Raw genomic sequence first — 16,603 nt, forward strand, 5'->3', positions numbered from 1 at the left:
ATTGGGCGCATGCTTCCGCCCGATTGGACCGAAATCCGAGCCCGTCGGCACCCCGGGGAGATCTCCGGCACACGGCACACCGCTCCCCATCGAGTGCCGAGTTGAGGCAGACTTCTCCGGCTGGGTGCACCTGCGCCCAACCCGGGGGACCCAAGCACGACGGCGCGGACCAGGCCGGTCGTACGAGGCAGCACCGGCTCCGTACACCGAGGGACCGCCGGACAGCGGTTGCGGAGGCCCCGTAGCCGCGCACTGCCCAGGCACCGAGTGACGGGGGTCCGATGACCATGCACACGACGGGCGAGCCCTCCGGCTCGTACGGTGACCCGCCCACCATGCCGCTGCGTCAGATCACTGACGAGCAGTTCATGCCGCCCGTGCCCCAGCAGGCACAGCAGCAGGCGCCGCAGCACGGCTCGCAGCCGACCATGCACCTCGGCACCCAGCTGCCGCCCCCGCGCCAGCCGTTGGAGCAGCCCCCGGCGGAGGCCGAGGAGGCTCCGGAGGGCAAGGGGTCCTCCGCCGCCCGCAACGGGCTGATCATGGCCCTGGGGTCGCTGACCTCGCGCGCGCTCGGCTTCGTCCGGGCCGGTGTGATCGCCGCCGCACTGGGCGTCGGACAACTCGCCGACGGCTACGCCGTCGCGACCCTGCTGCCGACCACGGTCTACATGATGCTGATCGGCGGTGTGCTCAACTCGGTCTTCGTTCCCGAGCTGGTCCGCGCCGCGCAGACGCACAAGGACCGCGGTGTCGCCTACACCAACCGTCTGCTGACGGCCTGCGGTGTGGCGCTGGTCGTCATCACCGTGAGCGCCTGGCTCTTCGCGCCGACGATCGTGGACTCGTACACCAACTACACGCCCGAACAGCACGTCCAGCGGGCGCTGACCATCGCGTTGGCGCGGTACTGCCTGCCGGCCATCCTGTTCTACGGCGTCTTCGGCCTGCTCGGCCAGGTGCTCAACGCACGCGACCGCTTCGGCGCGATGATGTGGGCGCCGGTGATGAACAACGTCGTGGTGATCGGCGTCTTCGGCCTCTACATCGCGATCTGCAAGCACGCGGAGTCCGCCGACCAGATGAGCAGCGGCGCCACCATGCTGCTGGGAGCGGGCACCGCGCTCGGCATCCTGCTGCAGGCGCTCTCCCTGCTGCCCTCGCTGCGCGCCTCGGGATTCCGCTTCCGGCCGCGCTTCGACTGGAAGGGCGCCGGACTCACCACGCCGCTGCGGGCGGCCGGGTGGGCGCTGATGCTGGTCGTGGTGACGCAGCTGTCCTTCAACGCCATCACCAACATGGCCACCGGTGCCGGTTCGCAGGCCCATGACCTGGGCCTGAAGGAGGGCCTGGGCTACACCCCCTACAACAACGCGTACCTGCTCTTCGTCGTCCCGCAGGGCATCATCACGGTCTCGATGGTCACGGCGATCCTGCCGACCATGTCCCGCGCGGTGAGCTCGGCCCGGTTCGAGGACGTCGGCCGGGAACTGGCCCAGACCCTGCGCAGTTCGGCGGGAATGATCATCCCGGCCATGGCGATCTTCCTGTCGATGGCCAACCCGATCATCGGCCTCGCGTACGGCCACGGCAGCCAGATCAAGCCCGCCGACGTCGAGGTCATGGCCGAGATGCTGATCGCGTTCGCGATCGGTCTGCCGGCCTTCTGCGCCCAGTACGCGCTGGCCCGCGGGTTCTACGCGATGAGTGACGCACGGACGCCGTTCTGGCTGACCACGGCGATCGCGGGCACCAACGTCGCCTTCTCCGCCGTCGCCTACTACACGCTTCCGGTGCGCTGGATCATCATCGGGATGGGCGTCGCACAGACCGTGGCCACCACGTTCGGCGTGGTCATCACCGGCCGGGCGCTCGGCAAGCGACTGCGCACCGAGGCGGCGGCCGCACTGCCCGCGGACGCCACGCTGGAGATCGGCGGCGGCCGGCGGGGCCGGGTCCGCAGCGGCCTGGACGGCGGCCGGGTGACCACCCTGCACCTGGCGCTGGCGCTCGCCTGCGCGCCCGGTGCGCTGGCGGCCCACTGGATCGTCGGGCAGTGCGCGGGCTCGCTCGGGCGCGGCATCGTCGGCAACTTCGCCGGCCTGGCGGCCGGTTCGCTGGCGGTCCTGGTCTCGGTCCTGGTGCTGGCCAAGCCGCTCGGTGCCGCCGGCGCGGTGGCGCCGCTGGCCCGCAAGCTGCGGATCCCCTACCCTGCCCCGGCGGCCGCCGGCGGCAAGCGGCGGCGCAAGAACCAGCGCTAGCGCCGGAGTCCGGTACGGCTGCCGCGCCCGTCGGGTGGGGCAGCCGTACCGGACGCCGCCCGGTCAGCCGGTGGCCGCCGCCGGGGGCAGGACCTCGCGCAGCAGCCCCCGGGGGAAGCCCCGGCGGCCGTACTCCCTCGGGTAGCCGATCGAGACCTCCTCGAAGCGGACACCGTCGTGGACCGTGGTCCGGGGGATGTGCAGGTGGCCGTAGACCACGGCGGCGGCGCGGAATCTGCGGTGCCAGTCGGCCGTTCGCTCGGTGCCGCACCACTGCGCGAACTGCGGGTAACGCAGGATCGCGGTGTCCTCGCGGACCAGCGGGAAGTGGTTGACCAGGACGGTCGGCAGGGCGGGGTCGAGGGCGGCCAGCCGCTGCTCCGTCCAACTCACCCGGGCCTCGCACCAGGCGGCGGCGTCCGGGTAGGGCTCCGGATGCAGCAGGAACTCGTCCGTGCACACCACCCCGGACTCGTAGGCCTGTTCCATCGCCGCCTCGCGGCTCAGCCCCGGCAGGCGGAACGAGTAGTCGTAGAGCACGAAGAGCGGGGCGATCACCACCGGGCCGCCCGCTCCGCGCCAGACTGCGTACGGGTCCTCCGGCGTCAGGACACCGAGGCGGCGGCAGATCTCCACCAGGTGGCGGTAGCGCGCCTCCCCGCGCAGTTGGACCTCGTCCCCCTGCGGCGTCCACAGTTCGTGGTTGCCGGGAACCCAGATCACCTGCGCGAACCGGTCTCTGAGCAGGCCGAGCGCCCACTCGATCTGGTCGACGGTCTCGCTGACGTCCCCGGCCACGATCAGCCAGTCCTCGGGCGACTGCGGGAGGAGCTCCTCCGCCAGGATGCGGCGGTTCTCCGCGTGGTGGACGTGCAGGTCGGAGACCGCCAGCAGGCGGCCCGGCTGTTCGATGCTCTCGCTCATCCGGCCATCATCCCGATCGGCGGCAACCTCCGGGCCAACCGGCGTGATCGACGGTCGATTCCCGCCGGGGTCGACAAGTTGGTGTTCTTGGCGACCCCGGCGGGACGGCCGGACGCGGAAGCCGCCGCGGCTACGGCTACGGCTACGGCTACGGCTACGGCTACGGCTACGGCTACGGCTACTACATGTTGATCATGTGCCCGGCCAGGCCGTGGATGGCCTCCTTGACGGCCTCGCCCAGCGTCGGGTGCGCGTGGACGTTGCGGGCGATCTCGGTGACCGTGAGGTCCCACTGCTGGGCCAGGGTCAGCTCGGGCAGCAGCTCGGTGACCTCCGGGCCGATCATGTGGGCGCCGAGCAGCTCGCCGTACTCGGCATCGCTGATGATCTTGACGAAGCCGACCGTGTCACCGAGGCCGTGGGCCTTGCCGTTGGCCATGAACGGGAACTTCGCGACCTTGACGTCGAAGCCCTGGTTGCGCGCCTGCTCCTCGGTCCAGCCGAAGCTGGCGATCTGCGGCTGGCTGTAGGTGGCGCGCGGGATCATCACGTAGTCGAGTTCCATGGTCTCGGCGTCCGCGATGGTCTCGGCGGCGATGACACCCATCGACTCGGCGGCGTGGGCCAGCATCAGCTTGGCGGTCACGTCCCCGATGGCGAAGATGTGCGGCACCGAGGTGCGGCAGCGGCCGTCCACCTCGACCGCGCCGCGCTCGGTGAGCTTGACCCCGGTGTTCTCCAGACCGTAACCGGTGACCCGGGGGGCGAAGCCGATCGCCTGCAGGACCTTGTCGGCCTCCAGGACCCGCTGCTCGCCGCCCGCGGTGACGGTGACCTTGACCTTCTCGCCGGAGTCGTCGATCGCGTCGACCCGGGTGGAGGTCAGCACCTCGATGCCCAGGCGCTTGTAGCGCTTGAACAGCTCGGCGGAGACGTCCGCGTCCTCCAGCGGCGCCATCCGGTCCAGGAACTCGACGATGGTGACCTTCACGCCGTAGTTGTGCATCACGTACGCGAACTCGATGCCGATCGCACCGGCGCCCGCGATGATGATGCTCTCGGGCAGCTGGTCGGCCAGGATCTGCTCCTCGTACGTCACCACGCGCGGGCTCAGCGAAGTGCCGGGCAGCAGACGGGGGGTGGCGCCGGAGGCCAGGATGCAGTGGTCGAAGGTCACGGTCTGCACCGCACCGTCGGCGCCGGTCACCTGGAGGGTGTTGGCGTCCACGAAGTGGCCCCGACCCTCGAACTGGGCGATCTTGTTCTTCTTCATCAGGTAGTGGACGCCCTTGACCCGGCCGTCGGCGACCTGGCGGCTGCGCTGGAACGCTTCCTTGTAGTCGAAGCTGATCCGACCCTCGACCTGGATGCCGTAGGTCTTGGTCTCGTGCGTCAGGATGTGCGCGAGCTCCGCGTTCCGCAGGAGCGCCTTCGACGGGATGCACCCGACGTTGAGGCAGACCCCGCCCCAGTAGCGCTCCTCCACGATGCCGACGCTCAGGCCGAGCTGCGCGCTGCGGATGGCAGCGACGTACCCGCCCGGGCCGGCACCGAGGACAACGACATCAAAGTGGTTGGTCATTTTCGCCTTCGATTCGGTTGGTGACCGTCTCCGTGTCCATGTGGACAGTCGACTCCGAAGAGTCCGACCACCCCCAAGACTGTCGTATGCGGGCGCGGCGGGCACCGTGGGCCCCCGATCTCGTCGACCGGACCGGGTGACGCACCACGGGCACGCGGAACGCCGGCTGCCCCGGCGGGTGCCGCCGACCGGGACACGGCCCGGCGCCGGGACCGCGCCGACCGACATCAGCGGCACGGGGCCCGGCATGTGAGGCCGGCTCAGCGAAACGGCGGCCGCGCGGAGAGCCGGGCGGCCGGGCGCCGCCGTCAGCGCTCGGCGCCGCCGTAGCGGTGGCGCAGGTTGGGGTCGTCCAGCCACCAGGGGCGCGCGCCCTGCGGCTCGTCCCCCTGGACGGTCTCGACCGCGGCGGGCACAGCGGGCGCAGCATCCCCAGCAGCCTCCCCAGCAGCCTTTCTCGCGGCTTTCCCGGCGGCTTCCCTGGCGGCTTCCCTGGCGGCTTCCCGAGCAGCCTCCTGCGCCTCGAACTCGGCGTCCAGCGCGGCGTCCACCGCCGCGGTCTCGGCCCGGCCGGTGACGATCATGCGCCGGATCAGCGCGCAGAGGAAGGGCAGGCCGATCAGGTCGCCGAGCACCCAGATCACGTTGCCGCCCCAGGTCTGGTCCTGCAGCAGGGTGGGTCCCCAGGTGCGGCCGAGGGCCGCGTAGTGCGGCTCGGCGATCAGGTGGTGACCGTAGATGAGGATCAGGGCGAGTCCGGCGTCGAAGATCACCTCGGCGAAGGTGACGAACAGGCTGACCAGCAGCGGGTACTCGTACGCGACGGGGTCGAGCTGCAGCCGGGGCCAGTAGTACGCCACCCCAAGAGCGACCAGCGTCAGGTGCAGGCCGATGTTCCAGGCCCCGCTGCTCAGGGTCTTCTCGTACCAGGGCGTGAAGTAGAGCAGCCACGGCGGCGCCATCAGCAGCACCGTGGACACCGCGGGGAACATCAGCAGCCGGGAGGGACGGCTGCGCAGTGCGCGCATGATCCGCGCCCGGCGCGCCTCGGGCGAGGTCTCGACCAGCAGGGAGACCGGCGCACCCAGCACCAGCAGCAGCGGGACCAGCATCAGCAGCAGGACGACCTGGGCGGCCCGGTCGGTGAACAGGATCCGCTCGTACACCCCGATGCCCGAGCAGGTCACCCAGATCCAGACCAGCAGCCCGCCGAGGAAGGCGGCGGTGCGGTGCAGCGGCCAGCGGCCGCCGGCCCGGTGGAAGGCGCGGACGCCCAGCAGGTAGGCGCCGCCGAGCAGGACGGCGAGGGTCAGGACGACGGGCTCGGCGGTCCAGGTGGTGGCCAGGTCGGCCCACTGCCAGGGTGGCGGGCCGTCGTGGCCGAGGGCGAGTGCTGGGGTCGGCATCCGGTGGTTCTCCTGTTCCGGCTGGTGCGGTGCAGCCGGTCGGTGCGGTGCGGTCGGCCGGCGCGCGGCGGCCGGTCGGTGTGCTGCGGCGCAGTCGGCCGTTGCGCTGCGGCGCTTGCGGCTCCTCCGACATGATGGCCGACGTCGAAACGATCACGGGAGTTGGGTCCGGAACCCCCGGCGGCCACATCGGCGTCACTGTCGTGCGAGGATGCGTCGTCTACTACATCACTGTCGAAGATGCCGAAGTGGGGAATCCGTGACAGACAGCCCACGAAGCGCCGGGCGAAGGCTGGCCGCGCGCCGCCGCAACCTCGAACTCGTCCTGTTGCTGGCGGCGGTCGTGGTCTGCCTTGCGGGCTACGTGACCGCCAACGAAGCGCTCAACCACACGCTGCCCAAGGGCCTGCTGCTCTACGGCACCGGCCTGTCCGCGCTGGCAGTGGCGCTGCACATGGCGATCCGCCGCTTCGCGCCGTACGCGGACCCGCTGATCCTGCCGCTGGCCGCCTTCCTGACCGGGTTCGGGCTGGTGCTGCTCAACCGGCTCGACCAGTCGTACGCGCTCTTCCATGCCGCCAAGGGCGACTACCAGAAGCTGCCGTCGGCGCCGAACCAGGTGATGTGGACGGTGATCGCCTCGGCGGTCGCCGCCGGACTGATCATCGTGGTGAAGCACCACCGGATCTTCCAGCGCTACGTCTACCTGATCATGACCGGAGCGCTGATCCTGCTGGCCGCACCGGCCTTCTTCCCCTCCAGCGCAGAGGACTTCGGCGCCAAGCGCTGGATCAAGCTGCCCGGGGTCAGCCTCGAACCGGACGAGTTCGTCAAGGTCGCCATCACCGTCTTCTTCGCCGGATACCTGATGGCCAGCCGGGACGCGCTCGCGCTGACCGGGCGGAGGTTCTGGGGCATGAACCTGCCGCGCGGCCGCAACGTCGGCCCGGTGCTCGCCATCTGGGTGGTCAGCCTGCTGGTGCTGATCTTCGAGCGCGACCTCGGCACCTCGCTGATCTTCTTCGGCGTCTTCGTCGTGATGCTCTACGTGGCCACCGAGCGGACCAGTTGGGTGGTGCTCGGCCTGCTGATGGCCGTCGGCGGCGCGGCCGTGGTTGGCGACATGGAGCCGCACGTGCACGGCCGGGTCGAGGCCTGGCTGCACCCGCTGGACATCTACCTGCCCCACCACAACCCGGCGCTGATCTCCGACCAGCCCGCCCAGGCCCTGTTCAGCTTCGGCACCGGGCACCTGGTGGGCACCGGTCTCGGCCAGGGGCGGCCGTACCTGATCGGCTTCGCCGGGCGCAGCGACTTCATCTTCACCACCATCGGCGAGGAGTTGGGCCTGGCCGGGGTCACCGCCTTCCTGCTGGTCTACACCCTGTTCGTGCAGCGCGGCCTGCGCACCGCCATCGCGCTGACCGACCCCTTCGGCAAACTGCTCGCCACCGGGCTCTCGGCGGCCGTGGCGCTCCAGGTCTTCGTGGTGGTCGGCGGCGTGACCGGGCTGATCCCGCTGACCGGCAAGGCGCTGCCCTTCCTCGCCGCAGGCGGGTCGTCGCTGCTGGCCAACTGGCTGCTGACCGCCGTACTGATCAAACTCTCCGACGCGGCCGGCCGCGCCGAGCTGGAGCCGGAACCCGAGGCGGCACCGGTCCCGCCCGTGCAGCCGACCCTGGCGGTGCCGGGTTCACCCGCCTCCGCCGCGCTCTGACCCGCCGGGGCGGTGCTGCCCCGGCACCGCTCGACGGACCGGCACCCTTCGGCGAGGCCGGCGACCCCGGCACCCGGCACCCGGCGGCGGGCCCGGCGCCCCGGCTTCAGGCGTCCCGCTCCACGCGTCGCGGCTCAGGCGTTCTGCCGCGCCCCGGGGCTCAGAACCGCCGCGATCCCGGCGACGACGACGGCGAGCCCCTGCTCGAAACGCTCCTCGTAGCCGCTGAACAGCCCAGGCCCGGAAGCCGCCGCGAGCGGGAAGTCCGGACCGATCCCGGCTGCCCGCGCCGCGTCGTCGTAGGCGGGCGAACGTCGGCCCGGGAGCGGTTCGACGGCCTGTTCCTCGATCACGAAGCCGATGGTGAAGGCGTACGCGGTGAAGTACGCCTGGACGGCGTCGGGGAGCGTGAATCCGGCCAGGACGAGCGCGTTCAGCAGCCCGTCGAGACGCTCGGCGTGGATGGTCTCGGTCAGGTGGGTGCCGCTGAAGACCTTGGCGCCGTCGCGGTAGGAGAGCAGGGTGCGGCGCAGCTCACGGTTGGTGACGGTGATCCAGTCCTGCCAGGGCGCCGCCGCACCCGGGGCCTCGGAGGCGGTGAGCATCCGGCGGAGCATCTCGGTGGCGAGTTCGTCCAGCAGCGCCTGCTTGTTGGCGAAGTGCCAGTAGAGGGCGGGCGCCTTGCAGTCGAGGTCGGTCGCGATGCGCCGAAGGGTCAGTCCTTCCAGGCCGGTCTCGTTGAGCAGCCTGAGGGCGGTCTCGACCACCTGAGCGCGATCCAGTTTCTGTGCCACGTCCGTGATTCTCTCCCGCTCCCCCCGTTCCGCCGTACGGTCCGCCACCGGACCTTGACAATTTAACAGCGTTAAGCAGATCCTTCGAAGCGCAGCAACTTAACGGCGTTAAGGAGATGGGATGCACACCGAAGTTCTGATCGTCGGCGCCGGTCCGACCGGCCTGACGCTGGCCTGCGACCTCGCCCGGCGCGGCGTGCGGACCAGGCTGATCGAGCAGGCCGACCGGCTCTTCCCCGGCTCGCGCGGCAAGGGACTCCAGCCCCGCAGCCTGGAGGTCTTCGAGGACCTCGGCGTGATCGACGCGATCCTGGCGGCCGGCGCCCGCTACCCCCGGATGGCCTCCTGGGAGGACGGCGTCAAGGGCGCCGCGTGGGACCTGACGGACCCCCGGAAGGACACCACCGGCGCGCCGTACCCGGAGCCCTGGATGGTCCCGCAGTGGCGGACCCAGCAGATCCTGCACACCCGCCTGCGCGAGCTCGGCGGCCAGGTCGAGTTCGGCACCGCGCTGGCCCGGCTGCACCAGACCCCCGAACGGGTCGAGGCCGACCTCGAACGGGCCGACGGCACCGTCCTGAAGGTCACCGCCGACTACCTGGTCGCCGCCGACGGCGGCCGCAGCACCGTCCGCCGCGCCGTGGGCATCCCGATGGCCGGCCGTGCCCTCGACACCGGCCGCGCCCTGGTGGCCGACCTCCGACTGGACGGTCTGGACCGGGACAACTGGCACCTCTGGCGCACGGCCACCGGCGACTTCGCGCTGCTCTGCCCGCTGCCGCACACCGACCAGTTCCAGCTCGTCGCGTTCATCACCGAGGGCGAGCCCGACACCTCCGCCGAAGGCGTGCGCCGGGCCGTCGCCGAGCGCACCCACCTGCCCGCCGAGGCGGTCACCGAGGTGTTCTGGGCCTCCGACTTCCGCCCCAGGGCCGCCCTCGCCGAGCGCTTCAGGCAGGGGCGGGTCTTCCTCGCCGGTGACGCCGCACACGTCCACTCCCCGGCCGGCGGACAGGGCCTGAACACCAGCATCCAGGACGCCTACAACCTCGGCTGGCGACTGGGACAGGTGATCCGGCACGGCGCCGCACCCGAACTGCTGGACGGCTACGAACAGGAGCGCCTCCCGGTCGCCGCCGGTGTCCTCGACATCAGCACCGAGCTCCACCAGGCCACCAAGCCCGACCGCCCGGGCGGCGGCCACGCCGTCCAACGCGGCGCCGCCACCGACCAGTTGGACATCAACTACCGGGGCGGCCCGCTGAGCGTCGAGCGGCGCGGCCCGCTCCCGGCCGACGCCCTCCAGGCCGGCGACCGGGCCCCCGACACCACCTGCACCCGCCCCGACGGCTCCGACTACCGCCTCTTCGACGCCCTGCGCGGCCCGCACTTCACCCTGCTCGCCGCAGGCACCGAGCCCCCGGCCATCCCGTCGGCGATCCCCGTCCACCGTGTCGACGCCCCCTACGGCGAAGGCCTCTTCCTGATCCGCCCGGACGGCCACATCGCCCTCGCCACTTACGACCCGGCCGACATCACCGCCCTCCTCCCCACCCTGGGCCTCACCAGCCTCGCCAACCTCGCCAGCCTGCCCGGCTGACACCGCCGGCACTACCGACACCACCGGCACCGCCGACACCGCCGACACCGCCGGCCAGAGCGACACGAGAGGCCGCCTGGCCGCACGCGATGTCCGGCCCGGTGGTGGGACGGCGACGAGCACCGCCCGCGCTCACACCGCGAGGGTTGCGGCAGGACGCCCAATAGCCAAGGCGGCCTTCGCGGTTCGCATCGCCGCGCGGGCGCCGGCGGCGCCGACCGCAGTCGCCGCCGCTCCGCCGCCGACTGCGGGCGCTCGCCCGCCGAGGCCCGCACAGGCCCGGCAGATGCCCGGCCGGGGCACCGGGTCATGGCACTTGGCGCACTCGGCGTAACGGGCCGCCGGGGGCTGCTCGGGAGCGGGGACGGGTGGCATCTTCCGTTCCAGGCGGCTGCGGAGGACCGCGGCCGGGGAGTACACGAGTTCGGGCAGCCCCGGCAGCAGGGCCTGGGCCAGCTCCCCGGCGGTGCCGCCGCGCTCCAGCCACCGCGCGACCAGGGGTGCCAGCTCCGTCGCCTCGGCCTCCCCCAGGCGCAGGCGCGGCTCCGGCCGGATCACCCGGAACAGCGTCGCCGCCGCCTTGCGGACCTGCTCGTCCGGCACCGCCGGAGGCTGTCTGGCGAGACCTCGGCCTTCCTCCCACCCTTCGGGACCGCCCCGCCCCTCGGGCTCGCCCCACCCGTCGGGCCCGACGGCCACCTCACCGACGGCGGCCGACCGCCGGTCGGCCCGCTCGACGGGGAGGGAGGGTACTTTCACCGGGTTCTTTACTGAAGGGGCGTCAGCGCGGCCGGTCCTCGCACCACCGGAGCCCGGACGGGCGACACCCGGTGCCGCCGACTGCGGGGTGTCGAAGACATGGGCCTCGGAGCGCACGGTGCCGTCGGACATCCGGACCTTGTCGACCCGGTAGTACCCGGCCTCGGTCAGTTCCTTCAGGGCCCTGCGGATCACCCCGCGCCCCTGCGGGCTGGTGTCGGCCATCTGCCGACCGTCCTCGCGCCGGCCGTCGGGGCGGGAGAGGAGGTCGGCCAGCAGGCCGCGGGCGGTGTAACTGAGCCGACGGTCCTGCAACAGGCCGTTGGGCAGCACGGTGAAGTTCCGTACGTGTTCGGTACGATGGACGCGCATCGGGAGTGTCTGCTCCTGGTGCCGGGCCCCGGGGTGTTGCTAGCACCGCCGGGGTCACCTATGTTCTGTTGGGACTACGGAACGTAGCACAAGTTCACTCCCCGGAACCGGAGTTGCACAGCCTTCATCGCCCTCAGGTGTGCTGGATCCGTACGGCAGATGACGCCCCCGCCGACCGAGTCCCACGGCCTCGCGTCTGCCGTCCACCAGGCCGCCCGTCCGTCCACCAGGCCGTCCGTCCGTCCGCGACCGAGCCTCACGCGCATGAGGCGAAGCGGTGACCCGGTCTCCGTGGCAGCCTGAGACAGTACGCTCGGCGGAGTGCGCCAGGTCCGCCGAGCAGACTCAGGCAGGTGCACCATGACCGCCGAGAGGGTCGCGCCCGCGTGGATGCACGCGCAGATCACCGCGGATCAGTACGACTCCTGGTCCGAGGAGCAGTGCGCGGGCATCGAGATCGTGGACGGGACGGTCGTCGTGAGCCCCGGTGCGTCCAAGCGGCACAAGCGCCTGGCACGGAGCCTGGCGAACGCCCCGGATGTGGCCGACTACGCAGGACCTGATCCGATCCCGTCGATCGGCCTGCACTTCCGAACGGGTCCCGGCACGGCGACCTGCCCGGGAAGGGACTCCTCCCGTTCGAACGCACAGAGCCCCGAACCGATCGTGGTTCGAGGCTCTGAGTCACGTGCCCCAGGCAGGATTCGAACCTGCGACACCGGCTTTAGGAGAGCCGTGCTCTATCCCCTGAGCTACTGAGGCGGGAGTCGTCCGGCCCGTGGTGACGGCCGTCCAACCTCCGACAGGGTACCGGATCAGACCCGTGGAGATCTCCTCTGTCGGCGGACGGGCAAGGAGTGGTGTGTACGCTGAGGCGCCGATGGAGCCGGTTCGGGGGGATCTATGACCATCAGAAGCGGGCTGACGGCGGCCCAGTTGATCGATCTGCTGGGTGACCCCGGGAGTTTCGACTGCTGGGACACCCCGGTCACGGCGGTGCCCGCCGACGGGGGGTACGCGGCTTCGCTGGCCCGCGCCCGGGCCCGGACCGGGCTGGACGAGGCGGTCACCACCGGGCGGGTCCTGGTGGACGGGCGGCCGCTGGCACTGGTGGTGTCGGAGTTCCGGTTCCTGGGCGGCTCGATCGGGGTCGCCACGGCCGAGCGGATCACACGGGCGGTGGAGCGCGCCACGGCCGAACGGCTGCCGCTGCTCGCCCTGCCCGTCTCGGGCGGTACGCGGATGCAGGAGGGCTCGGCCGCCTTCCTCTGCATGGTCCGGATCACCGCCGCCGTCCAGGCCCACCAGGCCGCCGGACTGCCGTACTTGACCTATCTGCGCAGCCCCACCATGGGCGGGGTGTTCGCCTCCTGGGGCACGCTCGGCCAGCCGGTGCTGGCCGAGCCCGGAGCACGGCTGGGCTTCCTCGGCCCCCGGGTGTACGAGGAACTGCGCGGGGTCCGGCTGCCGGAGGAGGTGCAGCGGGCCGAGACGCTGGCCGCCCGCGGGCTGGTCGACGCCGTGCTGCCACCCGCGGAGCTGCCCGCCTTCGTCGGACGGCTGCTGGCCCTGCTGGAGCGCCGCACGCCGAAGGCCGCAACACCGCGGACCACTGCCCCGGAGGTCACGGCTCCAACGGCCACAACCCCGGAGGCAGCCGGCCCCGAAGAGCCCGGGCCGGACGCCTGGGAGTCGGTGCGGCTGACCCGGCGGCCCGGCCGGCCCGGGGTCCGCGAGCTGCTCGCACGGGCCGCCGGGGGCGTGCTGCCGCTGACCGCGCCCATCCTGCCGGACGGGACGGAGGGAGCGCTGGTGCGCGGGCTGGCCGAGTTCGGTGACCGGCCGGCCGTGGTGGTCGGCCAGCAGCGCGCCAGGCCCGGCACCGAGCGTCCGTTCACCGCCGCCGACCTGCGGTGCGTCCGGCGCACGGCCCGGCTCGCCGAACAGCTCCGGCTGCCCCTGGTCACGGTGGTGGACACGGCCGGGGCCGAGCTCTCCACCCGGGCCGAACTGGACGGCGTGGCCCTGGAGATCGCCCACTGCCTGCACACGCTGATCGCCCTGCGCACCCCCGTCCTGGCCGTACTGCTCGGCCAGGGTTCCGGCGGCGGCGCGCTGGCGCTGCTCCCCGCCGACCGGGTACTGGCCGCCGGGCACGCCTGGCTGGCGCCGCTGCCGCCCGAGGGAGCCTCGGCGATCGTCCACCGGGACGGCGAGCACGCGGCGGAGCTGGCGCGGGCGCAGGGCATCGGTGCGCACGACCTCGCGGCCGTCGGACTGGTGGACGAGGTGCTGCCCGAACTCCCTGACGCCGCAATGGAGTCGGAAGCGTTCTGCGACCGGGTCGGCCGGGCGATCGGCCGCGCCCTGGCCGAACTGGCCGCCCAGCCGGAGGACGCCCGGACGGCCGCCCGCGCCATCCGCAACCGCCGCCTGGGCGATCCCACCAACCGCTCCTGAGGCGGTCGGACGGACCGGCGCACCCGACCGACTCCCGTATCCTGTCGAGGCCCTTTCGGAAACTGACCATCCGTCAGTCGAGTCGATCGCCTGAACCACCCATGAGCACCGAACATTTGAGCTTCCTGCCGCGCATCCTGCGCAGCGTCTGGTGCTGGCCCGCCCTGGTGACCCTGTTGGTCGGTCTCTACCGGATCGGCACACCGGAACTGTGGCGCGACGAGATCTCCAGCTGGAGCGCGGCGACCCGGTCCCTGCCGGAGCTGTTCGCCATACTCGGGAACGTCGACGCCAGCAACGGCGCCTACTACCTGTTGCTGCACGCCTGGACCGAGGTCTTCGGCGAATCGGTGCCCAGCCTGCGGCTGCCGTCCGCGCTGGCGATGGCGGCGGCCGCCGGATTCACCGCCCTCGCCGCCCTGCGCTGGTTCAGGAGCCGGGTGGCCGCGGTGGCGGCGGGACTGCTGCTGGCGGCCCTCCCGAACGTGTCGGCGTACGCCCAGGAGGCCCGCTCGTACGCGTTCGTCACCTGCGCCGTGGCGGCGGCCACCTGGTGCCTGCTGCGGTCCCTGGACCGGCCCTGCCCGGCGCGCTGGGCCTGGTACGCGCTGTGCACGGCACTGGCCGGGGTCCTCCACCTGGTCTCGCTGAGCAGCCTGGCCGGACAGTGCGTGGTGGTGGCCCTGCACCTCAGGTCGGCACCGGACCGGCGGGTGCTGCGGCAGTTCCCGGTGGCCGTGACGGCGGCCCTACTGCCGGCCCTGCCGGTGATGCTGCTGGGCCGGCGCCAGTCGGGCCGCCAGCTGGACTGGGTCACCGCCGCGACCCGGTACCGGCTGCGGATGTTCTGGCCCGAGTTCCTCGGCTCCTTCGGGGTGATGTACGCATTCCTGGCACTGGCGGTGGCCGCCCTGCTGTGGCGCGGCCGCCGGACGGCTGCGGTCCAGGCGGCGGCCCTGGCCGTGCTGCCGGTGCTCGGGGTCTGGCTGGTCTCGCAGGGCCGGACCTCGTACTTCGTCGACCGCTACCTGCTCTTCACCCTGCCCGCCTGGGCCGTCCTCGCGGGCGGCGGCGTCGGCGCGATCCACCACGCCCTGGGGTCCCTGCACGCCCTGGGGTCCCTGCACACCCCGGGATCCCGGCGCGGCAGGTCGGCGACCTCCCCGGCGCACGGGACCGGGTGGGCGGGCCGGGCCCCCCGGACGGCCGCCGCCGGGCTGGCGCTCGCCGTGGTGGCCGTCCCCGGGCTGCTGGGGGTGCCGCAGCAGCGCGCGGTGCGGTACGTGACGGCACGCACCCAGACCGACTACCAGGGCGCGGCCAGGCTGGTGGCGTCCGGCTACCGGAACGGCGACGGGATCGTGACGGTCGCCGGGAAGAAGGCCTGGATGATGGTGGGCCCCGGCGTGACCTACCACCTCCCGGAGGCCGTCCGCCCGAGGCCGCTGCTGATCGCCCGGACGGCGGTGCGGGCGGGCGACCTGTTCCCGGTGGAGTGCCCGGTTCCGGTCTCCTGTATCGGTGACGTGAGCCGTACCTGGGTCGTTACCATCGGCACTGGCGACGACCCGTACCAGGCGCTGCCGGCCGGCCAGGCCGGTGCCCTGCGAGCGGCGTTCACCCCGAGCGAGGTCCGGCACGTGCGCGGGCTGACGGTGTCGCTGCTGGTGCGCGCAAGAAGGCACGCGTAACGGCCCGCTGCCTGTCCCCCGTTGCTTCGAAAGGCACAGACGTGACTGCCCCCCAGGAGAGCACCTTCGCCGATCTCGGCCCGGTGCTGGTGATCATCCCGACCTACAACGAGGTCGAGAACGTCGAGCGGATCGTCTCCCGGGTGCGGGCCGCCGTCCCCGAGACCCACGTGCTGGTGGCCGACGACAACAGCCCCGACGGGACGGGCGACCTCGCCGACAAGATCGCCGCCGAGGACGACCACGTCCACGTGCTGCACCGCAAGGGCAAGGAAGGCCTCGGCGCCGCCTACCTCGCCGGCTTCCGCTGGGGCATCGACAACGGCTACGACGTCCTGGTCGAGATGGACGCCGACGGCTCCCACCAGCCCGAGGAACTCCCCCGCCTGCTCACCGCCCTGCGCGGCTCCGACCTCGTCCTCGGCTCCCGCTGGGTCCCCGGCGGGAAGATCGTCAACTGGCCCAGGTCCCGCGTCCTGCTCTCCCGCGGCGGCTCCACCTACTCCCGCCTGATGCTCGACGTCCCGCTGCGCGACGTCACCGGCGGCTACCGCGCCTTCCGCAAGGAGACCCTGCTCGGCCTCGGCATGGACCAGGTCGCCTCGGCCGGCTACTGCTTCCAGGTCGACCTCGCCTGGCGCGCCGTCAAGGCCGGCTTCAAGGTCACCGAGGTCCCCATCACCTTCATCGAACGCGAACTCGGCGCCTCCAAGATGAGCCGCAACATCGTCGTCGAGGCACTCCTGCGCGTCACCGCCTGGGGCGTCGAAACCCGCCTCCAGCAGCTCACCGGCAAGAAGAAGTGACAACCGCCGTTGACCCGTTCGGGTGAATCGGCCCAACCCCCGCTCCCGGCAAACGAAGTGGGGGGGGGCGGCGGGGGCCGGCCCCCCCGCGGGGGGGGGGTGCCTGGGGGGGCGGGGGGGGCGGGCCTTGGGGGTGGGGTGGGGGGCGGCCGGGGGGGGCTGGTGGGCGCGCCCGCCCCCGGCCGCGGTCATCAGCCGGCCGTCGCCGAGGGCGTCCAGCGGGGCGGTGTC

11 protein-coding genes and 1 tRNA gene are annotated in these 16,603 nt (G+C 72.4%); 6 read left to right on the plus strand and 6 right to left on the minus strand.

What is annotated here, in order from left to right; translation table 11 throughout:
• The first annotated feature begins 281 nt into the window (after nt 1-281).
• Nucleotides 282-2,261, plus strand: a complete 1,980-nt coding sequence (gene murJ, locus ACFC1R_RS09095; protein WP_375935090.1) for a murein biosynthesis integral membrane protein MurJ — start codon at nt 282-284, stop codon at nt 2,259-2,261.
• Nucleotides 2,262-2,324: 63 nt separating this feature from the next.
• Here the strand turns inward: murJ and ACFC1R_RS09100 are convergent, their stop codons facing one another.
• The 3 genes from ACFC1R_RS09100 to ACFC1R_RS09110 form a co-directional block, all read right to left on the minus strand.
• The gene (locus tag ACFC1R_RS09100) at nt 2,325-3,185 is read right to left on the minus strand and encodes a metallophosphoesterase family protein (RefSeq protein ID WP_375935093.1); all 861 of its coding nucleotides are present in this window, start codon (nt 3,183-3,185) and stop codon (nt 2,325-2,327) included.
• A gap of 181 nt (nt 3,186-3,366) precedes the next feature.
• Nucleotides 3,367-4,767 (minus strand): dihydrolipoyl dehydrogenase, encoded by a 1,401-nt coding sequence (gene lpdA / locus ACFC1R_RS09105; RefSeq protein WP_375935096.1) that lies wholly within the window; start codon nt 4,765-4,767, stop codon nt 3,367-3,369.
• Nucleotides 4,768-5,075: 308 nt separating this feature from the next.
• The gene (locus tag ACFC1R_RS09110; protein ID WP_375935098.1) at nt 5,076-6,173 is read right to left on the minus strand and encodes a cytochrome c oxidase assembly protein; all 1,098 of its coding nucleotides are present in this window, start codon (nt 6,171-6,173) and stop codon (nt 5,076-5,078) included.
• A 259-nt stretch (nt 6,174-6,432) separates the two neighbouring features.
• Here ACFC1R_RS09110 and ACFC1R_RS09115 point away from each other — a divergent pair, with 259 nt between their 5' ends.
• Complete coding sequence (locus ACFC1R_RS09115; protein WP_375935101.1) at nt 6,433-7,890, plus strand: FtsW/RodA/SpoVE family cell cycle protein; 1,458 nt, start codon at nt 6,433-6,435, stop codon at nt 7,888-7,890.
• Between the two features lie 134 nt (nt 7,891-8,024).
• Here the strand turns inward: ACFC1R_RS09115 and ACFC1R_RS09120 are convergent, their stop codons facing one another.
• The gene (locus tag ACFC1R_RS09120) at nt 8,025-8,684 is read right to left on the minus strand and encodes a TetR/AcrR family transcriptional regulator C-terminal domain-containing protein (protein ID WP_375935104.1); all 660 of its coding nucleotides are present in this window, start codon (nt 8,682-8,684) and stop codon (nt 8,025-8,027) included.
• A gap of 121 nt (nt 8,685-8,805) precedes the next feature.
• Between ACFC1R_RS09120 and ACFC1R_RS09125 the strand changes: the two genes are divergently transcribed.
• Nucleotides 8,806-10,284: an FAD-dependent monooxygenase gene (locus tag ACFC1R_RS09125; protein WP_375935107.1), complete on the plus strand. Its 1,479-nt coding sequence runs from the start codon at nt 8,806-8,808 to the stop codon at nt 10,282-10,284.
• A 132-nt stretch (nt 10,285-10,416) separates the two neighbouring features.
• Here ACFC1R_RS09125 and ACFC1R_RS09130 read toward each other — a convergent pair whose 3' ends face one another.
• Nucleotides 10,417-11,415, minus strand: coding sequence for a hypothetical protein (locus ACFC1R_RS09130; RefSeq protein WP_375935110.1), 999 nt, complete (start codon nt 11,413-11,415; stop codon nt 10,417-10,419).
• Nucleotides 11,416-12,104: 689 nt separating this feature from the next.
• Nucleotides 12,105-12,177: transfer RNA gene (locus ACFC1R_RS09135), tRNA-Arg, on the minus strand.
• Between the two features lie 141 nt (nt 12,178-12,318).
• On the opposite strand from ACFC1R_RS09135, the gene ACFC1R_RS09140 reads away from it, so the two are divergent.
• From ACFC1R_RS09140 to ACFC1R_RS09150, 3 genes are all read left to right on the plus strand, one after another.
• Nucleotides 12,319-13,875: a carboxyl transferase domain-containing protein gene (locus tag ACFC1R_RS09140; RefSeq protein WP_375935113.1), complete on the plus strand. Its 1,557-nt coding sequence runs from the start codon at nt 12,319-12,321 to the stop codon at nt 13,873-13,875.
• Between the two features lie 101 nt (nt 13,876-13,976).
• Nucleotides 13,977-15,566, plus strand: coding sequence for a glycosyltransferase family 39 protein (locus tag ACFC1R_RS09145; protein WP_375935116.1), 1,590 nt, complete (start codon nt 13,977-13,979; stop codon nt 15,564-15,566).
• A gap of 41 nt (nt 15,567-15,607) precedes the next feature.
• Nucleotides 15,608-16,372 carry a polyprenol monophosphomannose synthase gene (locus ACFC1R_RS09150; RefSeq protein WP_375935119.1) on the plus strand — a complete coding sequence of 255 codons (765 nt, stop codon included), beginning with the start codon at nt 15,608-15,610 and terminating at the stop codon, nt 16,370-16,372.
• Nucleotides 16,373-16,603: the final 231 nt, after the last annotated feature.

It is taken from the genome of Kitasatospora sp. NPDC056138 (assembly GCF_042264695.1).
Lineage (GTDB): Bacteria > Actinomycetota > Actinomycetes > Streptomycetales > Streptomycetaceae > Kitasatospora.